The sequence below is a fragment of the Mesorhizobium sp. M0184 genome (genome assembly GCF_040322215.1).
GTDB lineage: Bacteria > Pseudomonadota > Alphaproteobacteria > Rhizobiales > Rhizobiaceae > Mesorhizobium.
Genome location: NZ_JAMYSZ010000033.1, coordinates 47,643 through 57,420, shown reverse-complemented (window position 1 = coordinate 57,420; position 9,778 = coordinate 47,643). Strand labels below are relative to the sequence as shown.

At 61.0% G+C, this 9,778-nt stretch carries 13 protein-coding genes and 2 pseudogenes; 10 read left to right on the top strand and 5 right to left on the bottom strand.

Going from position 1 to position 9,778, the window contains the following annotated elements; all coding sequences use genetic code 11:
- The 6 genes from NKJ23_RS28645 to NKJ23_RS28620 all read left to right on the top strand — a co-directional run.
- Nucleotides 1–312: hypothetical protein (locus NKJ23_RS28645; protein ID WP_352496146.1), on the top strand; the 312-nt coding region annotated here is incomplete at its 5' end.
- A gap of 429 nt (nt 313–741) precedes the next feature.
- Nucleotides 742–939 carry a hypothetical protein gene (locus tag NKJ23_RS28640; protein WP_031257050.1) on the top strand — a complete coding sequence of 66 codons (198 nt, stop codon included), beginning with the start codon at nt 742–744 and terminating at the stop codon, nt 937–939.
- A complete protein-coding gene (locus tag NKJ23_RS28635; RefSeq protein WP_352496145.1) occupies nt 929–1,276 on the top strand; it encodes a hypothetical protein in 348 nt (115 codons plus the stop codon). The genes NKJ23_RS28640 and NKJ23_RS28635 overlap by 11 nt, the downstream gene beginning before the upstream one ends.
- Nucleotides 1,249–1,398, top strand: a complete 150-nt coding sequence (locus NKJ23_RS28630) for a recombinase family protein (RefSeq protein WP_352496144.1) — start codon at nt 1,249–1,251, stop codon at nt 1,396–1,398. Before NKJ23_RS28635 ends, NKJ23_RS28630 begins: the two co-directional genes overlap by 28 nt.
- 108 nt (nt 1,399–1,506) lie before the next feature.
- A complete protein-coding gene (locus NKJ23_RS28625; protein WP_352496143.1) occupies nt 1,507–2,412 on the top strand; it encodes a recombinase family protein in 906 nt (301 codons plus the stop codon).
- Nucleotides 2,413–2,423: 11 nt separating this feature from the next.
- Nucleotides 2,424–2,837: a hypothetical protein gene (locus NKJ23_RS28620; RefSeq protein WP_352496142.1), complete on the top strand. Its 414-nt coding sequence runs from the start codon at nt 2,424–2,426 to the stop codon at nt 2,835–2,837.
- On the opposite strand, the gene NKJ23_RS28615 is transcribed toward NKJ23_RS28620, so the two are convergent.
- From NKJ23_RS28615 to NKJ23_RS28605, 3 genes and pseudogenes are all read right to left on the bottom strand, one after another.
- Nucleotides 2,755–3,366 carry a MoeA family protein gene (locus NKJ23_RS28615; RefSeq protein WP_352496141.1) on the bottom strand — a complete coding sequence of 204 codons (612 nt, stop codon included), beginning with the start codon at nt 3,364–3,366 and terminating at the stop codon, nt 2,755–2,757. The two genes, NKJ23_RS28620 and NKJ23_RS28615, sit on opposite strands and share 83 nt — an antisense overlap.
- Before the next feature lie 246 nt (nt 3,367–3,612).
- Nucleotides 3,613–3,963 carry a c-type cytochrome gene (locus NKJ23_RS28610; protein WP_352496153.1) on the bottom strand — a complete coding sequence of 117 codons (351 nt, stop codon included), beginning with the start codon at nt 3,961–3,963 and terminating at the stop codon, nt 3,613–3,615.
- Between the two features lie 252 nt (nt 3,964–4,215).
- Nucleotides 4,216–4,482, bottom strand: a pseudogene (locus tag NKJ23_RS28605) (IS6 family transposase); the annotation flags it as partial.
- On the opposite strand from NKJ23_RS28605, the gene NKJ23_RS28600 reads away from it, so the two are divergent.
- From NKJ23_RS28600 to NKJ23_RS28590, 3 genes and pseudogenes are all read left to right on the top strand, one after another.
- On the top strand, nt 4,465–4,662 hold the full coding sequence (locus NKJ23_RS28600) for a hypothetical protein (RefSeq protein ID WP_352517406.1): 198 nt from the start codon (nt 4,465–4,467) through the stop codon (nt 4,660–4,662). The pseudogene NKJ23_RS28605 and the gene NKJ23_RS28600 overlap by 18 nt on opposite strands.
- A gap of 7 nt (nt 4,663–4,669) precedes the next feature.
- A complete protein-coding gene (locus NKJ23_RS28595) occupies nt 4,670–5,134 on the top strand; it encodes a hypothetical protein (protein ID WP_352496139.1) in 465 nt (154 codons plus the stop codon).
- 80 nt (nt 5,135–5,214) lie between these two features.
- Nucleotides 5,215–6,395: pseudogene (locus NKJ23_RS28590) on the top strand (IS1380 family transposase); the annotation flags it as partial.
- Between the two features lie 297 nt (nt 6,396–6,692).
- Here NKJ23_RS28590 and NKJ23_RS28585 read toward each other — a convergent pair.
- Nucleotides 6,693–7,217 (bottom strand): GNAT family N-acetyltransferase, encoded by a 525-nt coding sequence (locus NKJ23_RS28585; protein ID WP_352496138.1) that lies wholly within the window; start codon nt 7,215–7,217, stop codon nt 6,693–6,695.
- A complete protein-coding gene (locus tag NKJ23_RS28580) occupies nt 7,214–7,996 on the bottom strand; it encodes a phosphotransferase (protein WP_352496152.1) in 783 nt (260 codons plus the stop codon). The genes NKJ23_RS28585 and NKJ23_RS28580 overlap by 4 nt, the downstream gene beginning before the upstream one ends.
- 177 nt (nt 7,997–8,173) lie before the next feature.
- On the opposite strand from NKJ23_RS28580, the gene NKJ23_RS28575 reads away from it, so the two are divergent.
- A complete protein-coding gene (locus tag NKJ23_RS28575) occupies nt 8,174–9,775 on the top strand; it encodes a TnsB C-terminal domain-containing protein (protein ID WP_352496137.1) in 1,602 nt (533 codons plus the stop codon).
- The last annotated feature ends 3 nt before the right edge of the window (nt 9,776–9,778 follow it).

The window sequence follows — 9,778 nt, the reverse complement described above, 5'->3', positions numbered from 1 at the left end:
GCGCTCATAATTCTCTCCTTGTCAGGAATGAATTATCGCGCTTCAAAGCGGAAAAAGCAAGCAGGAAATCCGTTCCAGGCCCGAGCTAAACCAAGGGGCCGCCCACGGAACCAAGATCGCCGACGTCGTTCAGTCCAGCCGATTGCAACAGCGGCTTGGTGTATCAATCGTTCAGCCGGTGTACCGTTCCAAACTTTGGCAGACCGGTTACCTCCAGGCATGATCGTCGCTCGCGGTATTGCTTTCGGCAGCGCCAAGGTCGCACGTCATATGTTCTTCCGAAAATCAAGTGTCCGCGCTCAGTACATATGAGACGGCTGGGTCATCCGGTCGGCAGATTTTGAGATACTCGCTTGGAGTGAGGCCGTCGAGTGCTCCGTGTGGCCTGTGATGGTTGTACAACACGACGACAGTACACCCACGGGACGGAGGTTCGCGAGCTTTGATATCCGTGGCATCCTTGGTGCGGTCAGCTCGTGCATGTCCATGAGGCGCTGGCCAAAGGTACGGATATTTTCCGCTGCAGCCTTTCTGGTGCTTCTTCTGATCGGCTTCTTGAAGTCCCAGCATGGATGTTCGACCGCTCCGTGAGCGGATATTGGCGCAGCCTGCCGGTTCCGCACGTCGATCTCGCGAGCCTGCATGCTTTGGCAAAGTTACTGGAAGACGCCGACGCCTTATCGCAATCTGCGGTAATGGGCGCAGCATTGGTCTCTCACGAAACGAGTCGGAGAGATGTCCATGCCTCGCCAGTCCATGACATACCAGTTCGATCTGTTTTCGGCTCCGCAGAGGGGGATGACCGCAGGCATGCCGCAATGGCCGGAGTTGCCGGAGGAAACCCGCCAGGCGCTGACGGTTCTCATCGTGCGGCTGTTCGTCGATCACGCAAACTGCGGGCGCGCCTCCCAGCAGAAGGAGGCCGGTCATGATGCATGAAAAGATCGGGCCGCACCATCTGCAGCGGAAGGCTATTCTCTATGTTCGGCAGTCCTCGGCTCACCAGGTTCTGCACAATCGCGAAAGCAGTACCCTTCAATACGCCATGCGCGATCGCCTGACAGCACTTGGTTGGTCGCGCATTGAGACGGTGGATGACGATCTTGGTCGTTCGGCCGCCGGTGGTGTAACCCGCGCTGGTTTTGACCGGATGGTCGCCGAGGTCTGCCTTGGCAAGGTGGGGGCGGTAGCGGCACGCGAGTATCGCGTTTTGCCCGCAACAGCCGCGATTGGCAGCAGCTCATCGAGATGTGCCGCGTCGTTGATACCGTTCTGATCGACCAGGAAGCGGTCTACGCACCACGCCAGGGCAATGACCGGCTGCTCTTGGGTTTGAAGGGCAGCCTCAACGAGTATGAGCTCGATCTCTTACGTCAGCGTTCCCTTTCCGCCCGGTAAGAGAAGGCACGCCGCGGAGAGCTTGTCGTCACGGTCCCGGTCGGCTTTTTTAAGGTCGGTGACAGGATCGAGAAAGATCCCGACCGGCGCATCCAGGACGCCATTGCGTTGGTCTTCAACAAAGTCGCCGAACTTGGCAGTGCACGGCAGGCGCTCCTATGGTTCCTCGAACACGGGTTGGAGTTGCCGGTCAGGCGCGCGGACGGTGATGTCATCTGGCGCAGACCCAACTATGCAACCATACACCGGATGATTGCGAACCCGATCTACGGCGGCGCTTATGCTTATGGTAAGAGTCGCTCCGTACCGGGATACGGTGGCCGATCTGGAATTCGCCGCAAGGCGCGTGATGAATGGTTGGCGCTGATCCCGGATGCACCCGAAGGTTATGTCAGTTGGGAACGGGCGGAGGAGATCCGCAAGATGGTCAGCGACAATGTACCGGCCAGTCGCCATCATGGAGCGCCGAAGCATGGCGACGCTCTGCTTGCCGGCCTTTTCCGCTGCAAAAGGTGCGGCCGGAAGCTGACGGTTCGTTACACAGGAGCCAACCATAACATCCCGCGCTATTCCTGTTGGCGAGGGTTGCTCGACAACGGCGAACCACGTTCCATCGCCTTCGGCGGTCTGCGGGTCGATGATGCGATCGAGGAGGCGCTGCTCGGGGTGGTCGAACCAGGAGCCATTGCCGCCGCCATCGAGGCGGAACGCCGCATGGCCAACCAACGCGACCAGGTTCAGGATGCCCTGCTGCGCGACCTCGAGGCAGCGCGCTATGCCGCCGACCGGGCATTCCGGCAATACGACGCGGCTGATCCGGAGAACAGGCTGGTGACGTCGCAGCTCGAAGCACGCTGGAACAAGGCGCTCGCTCGCGCCGGCGAGATCGAAGCCAAGATTGCCAAACATCTGACGGTTGCGCCGCAGCCGATCCCCATGTCCGCATCCCAGGTAACCGCACTTGCGGGGAACTCCGCGCCGTCTGGACGGCGCCGACAACCGATGCAAGGCTGAAGAAGCGGATCGTGCGAACGCTCATCAATGAAGTGGTTGCCGATCTCGATGATGGAACCTCCGAGATCGTCCTCGTCATCCATTGGGTTGGTGGTGTCCACACCGAGCTGCGCCTGCCGAAGCGGCGCCGCGGGCAAAGAAACGCGACGCCTGACGATATTGTCGACGCCGTACGACAGCTCGTCCTTATCGCCAATGACGATGTGATTGCCGGTGTCCTCAATCGCAACGGACTGACGACCGGCAATGGCAATCGGTGGACACGGGAGCGGGTCACCGCACTGAGGTCATATCGCAAGATTCCGGTCTTCCGTCCCCAGGTCGACGGGGTCGAGCCGTGGCTTAATCTGTCTTCCCCGCTTGCCGAGACCCCGCCTGTGGTAACCAGGGCATCACAGGACGTAACGGCGCGAAAACGTCTGTAAGGAGACCCAGGCTGTCAGGGACCATACCGAAGTCGACGATCTCCGCCCAAGGACAAGCCGCCAGCAACGAGCTCAGCATGATCTGATTGGAGTTGTAAATCTGACCGTGTTCGAGGGGTTCACCCGGTTCTTTTAACTCGGTTCCGGTGAAGAGCAGTCCTATCCGGATCTTTCGAAGCACCTGGACGTTGACGATCCCCACCGCTGCCAACAAGGTTTGATCCATGGCGGACAGGCCCTTGCCCCGCCTTACAAGTTCCGTGCCGGCGCTGACGTCCTCGCCAGCAAAACGGATGTGACGACCACGACGGGGCCGCTCGTCAATCGCGACGGTGTCGCCAATTCGCTCGCAGCGCTCTTGCATGACCACGGCATCGAAGCTCCACGGGACGGGTGCTCCCGTCAACATCCTGAGTGCAGTTCGTGGGTCGAGGTTCTCAAGAGCGCGCACATCGCCGGCGACCACTCGTTCAGCCAGACAAGGCCCTTCCCCGTCGAAATCCGCCGTTCGAACGGCAAACCTGTGCATGGCCGAATTATCGAACGCAGGCAGCGAAATAGGCGAGCATATATCGGCAGCGAAACCCTCCTTAATGCACCGACGAGTGAGACTGTTCCCTATGTCAAACAGGTTTGGCGAGCGCGATGGCTTTGGCTGCCGCCGTCTCGAACGGGATAGTTTCGCCGCTCTGCCCGGCAGAACAGTCGGCTTTCAAAACGTGAAACACAGTCAGTCCTCCCTTGCGTTGTTCTCGAAACGCCAAGGCCAAAGGTTCTAACCTGACACACTCTTGAGATAGGCGATGACGTTTTTGGCGTCGTCGGGATTCTTGAGGCCAGGGAACCCCATTTTGTTCGCCGGCACTTTCGCCTTGGGATCTGCCAGATATTCCATCAGGTTCGGCTCATCCCACACGAGGCCCACAGCGCCTACATCCTTCATGGCTTTCGAATAAGAATAGCCAAGGACGGTCCCCGCTGTCCGGCCCACGACGCCTTTCAAGGATGGCCCGACTCTGTTTGCTTCGGTAGCAGCGCTGTGGCAGGCGGCGCACTTTTTGAAGACCGCCTTGCCTCCCTCGATATCCTGGGCCCGGGCGACCGGAGGCAGTAACGCCAAAACCATTGTGGCACCGACGAACAGATATTGCACGCAGGAACTCCCCCCTCCTCCCCTTAGACATTGACGGTGGCTGACGTCGACCAGCTTGCTCCAGCGACTCATGCGTTTCTCCCATTTGTCGAAATGTCGTCGAAAACAACTCTGCAACGGTTGTGCCAACCGGAAAGCCGGCGATTTCATTACAAGATGCGAATGGACCCCACCTCCAAGTGCCCACCACGTCCCGAAATACGGCCCAAGGTCCCGCTCATTCTCACGATAGAGATACATCCATTGGCCTCGAACCTTGATGTAGGTTTCGTCCATGTGCCATTTTCCAGTGACGCTCCGCTTGCGCCGGTTGAAGCGTTCAAGCAGTAGAGGCGAAAAATGCACGACCCAGCGGTGGACAGTGGAATGGTCGACGTGAATGCCGCGCTCGGCCATCATCTCTTCCAGATCGCGCAGGCTGAGATTGTAGGCAAGATACCAGCGAACGCACAGCAGGATCACGGATCGATCAAAATGGCGGCCTTTGAACATGACAAACTCCCGGAAAAAAGAGCAAGCGTCATGCAGCAAATGACCTTTCCGAAAGTTTGCGACAGAACCTTCCAGAATGCTTCCGAGATGAACAATGTCGGCAAGCTGGCGCTGACCAGCGGCAGCAGCCAGCCGCAATTCCTGCTGGCGCCGGGCTGGCTTTGCAGCCCACCATCCTGATCAACAATTGGCGGGCAACAATCTGAACCTCACCAACGTCAGCGTGAACACCAACACGCCGATCTGGATCGCGGTCTATGGACCGGGCATGGGGGCGGCGCCAACGCCTTTGCCGACCACCGGCGACGCCGGCCCGGTCGCTGTCGACACCACGCTGAAGGCGGCCACGCTGCCGCAGTACATGCAGCTGGGCTTCCAGGCGAATTCAGCCGGTCTTTGCCTGTTCGCTTTCATCGGCGGCCCGCAGGACACCAAAGGCAACAATGCCTATGCGATCGCGCTGAATTCCCAGTATGGCGATACCGGGCCGGGCCACCCGACAGCGGCCCCAGCCGGTTACTACGCGACGGCCGGCGGCAACAGCTACACATTCGAGTTCAACTGGGGAACCTCGGTGCTGTTCGTGGCCGACTTTGGCAGCGGCTCCGTCCTGAGCAACACCCAAGAGGAGGTGACTGACGACCCACGGTGACACTGCGGGCGCTATGATCATTGGCGGTATGGCGAATTCCGCTCGCGCTTTCTCTCGCGCAAGCTACGGGCTTGATCGAGCATGCGGTGAAGACGCTGGTCGGGCAGCGGATCTTCGCGCTTGCGCTCGGCTATGAAGACCTCAACGACCACGACGAACTGCGCCATGATCCGGTGCTGGCGGTGCTGGCCGGCAAGCTCAAGGCGCGCCGTCACAAGAAATGCGCGGCCGTCGCCGGCAAGTCGACGCTCAACCGGCTGGAGCTGAGCCGGCCGCAGCCTTCGCGCTATCACAAGATCAGCCACGATCCGGCGGCGATCGAGGCGCTGTTCGTCGAGCTGTTCATGGGCGCGCACGCGACTGCGCCCGAAGAGATCGTGCTGGATCTGGACGCCACCGGCGATCCCCTGCACGGCAACCAGGAGGGGCGCTTCTTCCACGGCTACTACACTGCTACCTGCCGCTCTACGTCTTCTGCGGCGATCACCTGTTGTGTGCCAAGCTGCGGCCCGCCAACATCGACGCCGCCGCCGGCGCGGTTCAGGAGATCGAGCGCATCGTGCACCAGCTGCGCCAGCGCTGGCCCAAGGTTCGCATCGTGCTGCGCGCCGATTCCGGCTTCGCTCGTGAGGAGCTGATGGCCTGGTGCGAGCAGAACGCCGTCGACTACCTGTTCGGTCTGGCCCGCAATGTTCGGTTGGCCCGCCACATCGCGGCTGAACTGGACGCGGCCAGGGTGGAAAGTGCCCTCACCAGCCGGCCGGCCCGCCGCTTCAAGGACTTCCTGTGGACCACCCGGAAGTGCTGGAGCGGCCGGCGCCGGGTCGTGGCCAAGGCCGAGTGGACGCAAGGCGAGGCCAACCCGCGCTTTGTCGTCACCTCGCTCGCCGCCGAGGCCTGGCCGGCGCAATGCCTCTACGAGGACCTCTACTGCGCCCGCGGCGAGATGGAAAACCGCATCAAGGAATGTCAGCTCGACCTGTTCGCCGACCGCACCTCGGCGGCCACCCTGCGGGCCAACCAGCTCAGGCTCTGGTTTGCCTCGATGGCCTATGTGCTGATCTGCGCGCTGCGCCGCATCGGCCTGGTGGACACACGGCTCGCCAGGGCAAGCTGCGCAACCATCCGTCTCAAGCTGTTCAAGATCGGCGCCCTGGTCAGCGTCTCGGTGCGCCGCATCAGGCTGGCCATGAACTCGGCCTGCCCCTTCCAGCGCGAGTGGGCCCTGACCTACGCCAGACTATCGGCAGCCGCCGCCTGAGCGCGCCCATCACCCTCCCGTCAATAGCAAGGAAACAGCGCCGAACCACAACCACCGCTTCGCGCGGCGACAGCCCTTGCCTGCAACTCACGCGCTCGCAAAATCCCCGCTTCAGACCTACGCCAAAAGACAGTGTGAGATATCCGGGCTAGCGCGGTGCACCGCCCCCAGCCGCCCGAGACCTCAAATATCAGAGGGGATGTGGGAAGCGATGGGCGAGTTGTGGACGGCTGCCGACCGCTGCAATGGTTTCGCCGGCTGGCAGAATCGACCCGACCACCCTGTAACCACCTTGATTCACGAGTTAGGCGAAAAGTCTAACCATGCGGCGCCCGGCACCATTCGTGCCGGCCGGGATCTAGTTTCCGGCGTCTTGCACCAACGCAACGAGACCGGCCTCGGCGCCGTCTCCACCTCGCGGAAACCGCGCAAGCGTAGCAGGGTCAGGCACGCTTTGTTGCGGACATCCACGACCGCCTCCAGCCGCTCCAAGGATACCGTTCGCTTGTACGCAATTAGCGCGTCCACGATCGCGGTACCGATCCCTTTGCGGAAATGGTCAGGGTCCACCCCAACCTCGACGTGAGCCCGCCGCTGGCATCGGGTCAGGTAGGCTGCGCCATAGCCGGCGGGCTTTCCCGCCCAACGGGCCACAATGTAGCGGCCGCGCCCGGCCGCCATATCCACCAGCTTCCCCTTGATTTCCGTCCGAAGCTCCGCAACCGGCGGCGGACTGGAGATCCACCGGTTGAATGCCGCCCCGGCCTGAAGCTCGGCCAGCGACGGCACGTCCGACAGGCTGGCGTCGAAGATGGTTATCACGCGCCCGCCAAGAAGCCTAAGGAACTGCTGCCAGCCCGCTCGAGCATACTGGCAGCGCTCTCCATGGCATCAGCCCAGGTTTCGGCATCCAACTGGCAGTAGTCCTGCAAGAAACGCAGCGACCGCAGGTGCTGGACTGCCACAAGCCACCGCAGGGAATTGCCCAGCTCGGCGTCGCCGTCCGCATGGCCATAGCCAGCAAGGAACGATTGCCACAACTTGGCGGCCCCGTCACCCGCAGCCAGTTCCAGCCACCACCCGATGGTAGCCAGATCGAGCCGCTGTGGACCGATGCCGCAATCGTCAAAATCGAACATCACGATCCGATCGCCAGCCCTGTGCAGGTTGGCCATCCGGAAATCGCCGTGGCAGAACCCTGCAGGCCCAACCGCCCGGCTCACACCTTGACCCCGCAAATCGGCCACCGCAGCCATCAGCCTGGCGCGCTCGGTAGCGAAGCCGTCCTCAATCCGGGCGATGGTGCGATCAATCTCCGTCTCGGCGACCAGCTCCCGTTGGGGCGCGAGCGCGGCCAGCTGTCTCTGACCATGAAGGTCGGCCAGCGCCGCGCCGGCAGCCCGCAGATCATCGGGCCGCGCGCGCACTGGCTCGCCGGCCGCGACCTGAAACACGGCCATTGGCCGGGCGCCGGACCCCGGCACCTGCAGCTGCGTCAGCAAACGCCCCTTCTGATTCGCCACGGCCCTTGCCACGTCCAGCTGATAGGTAGCCGCTACAGCATCGAGCACCGCAAGCTCGGCCGCTATGTCGGCCTCCAGCCGACCTTCGGGTGTCGCGCTGTATTTAAAGGTGAGACTGCTCGCCTAATGATTGCAAGCCCTTAGCCTTGTACTTAACTTGAGAATTTGCATTTAATTTGAGATTCGCGCTTGGCTCGCTGCAGTTAATGTGAGATTCTGACGGTCTAACGTTAGTTTGAATTGTTCGCGGGCAGCATGGACGACGACACCAATGATTACGGGGAGCGAACCCGTTGGAACGAGGCGTGCCGGCGCGAAGAGGCAATCCGCAAGCTCGTGGAGCGCTATCCAAAAAGCCTGAGCGGTCAGGCTGTAGCGGATCTGGCGTGGGAACTGGACCTGAGCCGGGCCACTCTCTACAGGATGATCAAGCTGTTTCGAGCAGGTGGCACTGTAAGTTCGCTGATGGACCGCAAGCGCGGTCGGCGCCAGGGACATCGTGCCCTCGACAAAGATCGAGAAGCTCTCGTGCGACGAACGATTGAAGGCTTTTATCTCAAGCCGACACGCCCGTCCTTCGCGCAGTTGGTTCGCCAGGTCCAAATCGCCTGCGCAGCGGCCGGCCTTGCTCCACCAAACTGGCGCACCATCAAATCCCGGGTTGAAGAAGTCGATCTACGGGTGAGGGGGCGTAAGCGCGGCGAGAGCGAGGTCGTCAAAGCTACAACGGCCACGCCAGGTGCCCTTTCGGCGTCGCGGCCGCTCGAATTTGTGCAAATCGATCATACCAAAGTTGACGTATTCGTTGTCGACGAAGAAACGCGTCTGCCGCTCGGACGGCCCTGGCTGACACTTGCGTTGGACATCTTTTCTCGGATGGTGACGGGCCTCTATCTGACCATTGAGGCGCCGTCGCGATTATCGACAAGCCTATGCATACTGCACTCAGTATTCGACAAAACCCAATGGTTGCAGGAGAGGGGTATCCATGAAGCGTGGCCAGTGGCCGGTTTGCCGGGAACGATACATGTCGACAACGGCGCGGACTTTCGAAGTCATGCATTCGAACGTGCTTGCCGGGACAACGGCATAAAGATCGATTGGCGTCCGCCGGGGACGCCTCATTTCGGCGGCCACATCGAACGGTTGATCGGCACGCAGATGGGCGCGGTTCATCTGCTGCCAGGATCGACCTCAAGCAACATCGAGGAACGGCGCCAGTATGATGCCAAACGCCATGCGACACTGACGCTTCGAGAGCTTGAGCGCTACATCGCACTCGAGATCGTTGGGCAATACCATCATGCTATCGATGGCGCACTCCGTCGGCCACCGATTGCGGTCTGGCGACAGCAGGAGAGTGAGTTGGTGTTGCGCCTGCCGAACGATCGTATGCAGTTCTGGATCTCCTTCCTGCCGGAGGCAGAGAGAACGTTGCGCCCGACCGGCATCCATCTTTTCAACATCCGCTACTGGTCGCCCGCCCTGGCCACCGATATTGGACGAACCAAGGCCCGCCTGATTGTGAAATACGATCCCCGCGATCTGTCGCGCATCTTTGTTAAGCGGTCCTCAGGCAGCTTTGTTGAGGCTCGCTATGCCGATGTGACACTCGCACCCATTACGTTGTGGGAGGCGCAGGCTGCCCGACGCAAACTTAACGCTCAGGGCAAACGCGAAATTGACATGCACGTCCTTATTCGCACTGCGCTCTCGCAGCGCGAACTGATCGAGCAGGCGAAAAACAAGACACAAGGGCGCCGGCTTGCGAAAACGAATGTGGATGACGATGAAGTGGGCTCGCTTCGTGGCGTCGATTCAAGCAAACCTGTTCCCTCCGTCGAAGATTTGGATTGAGCC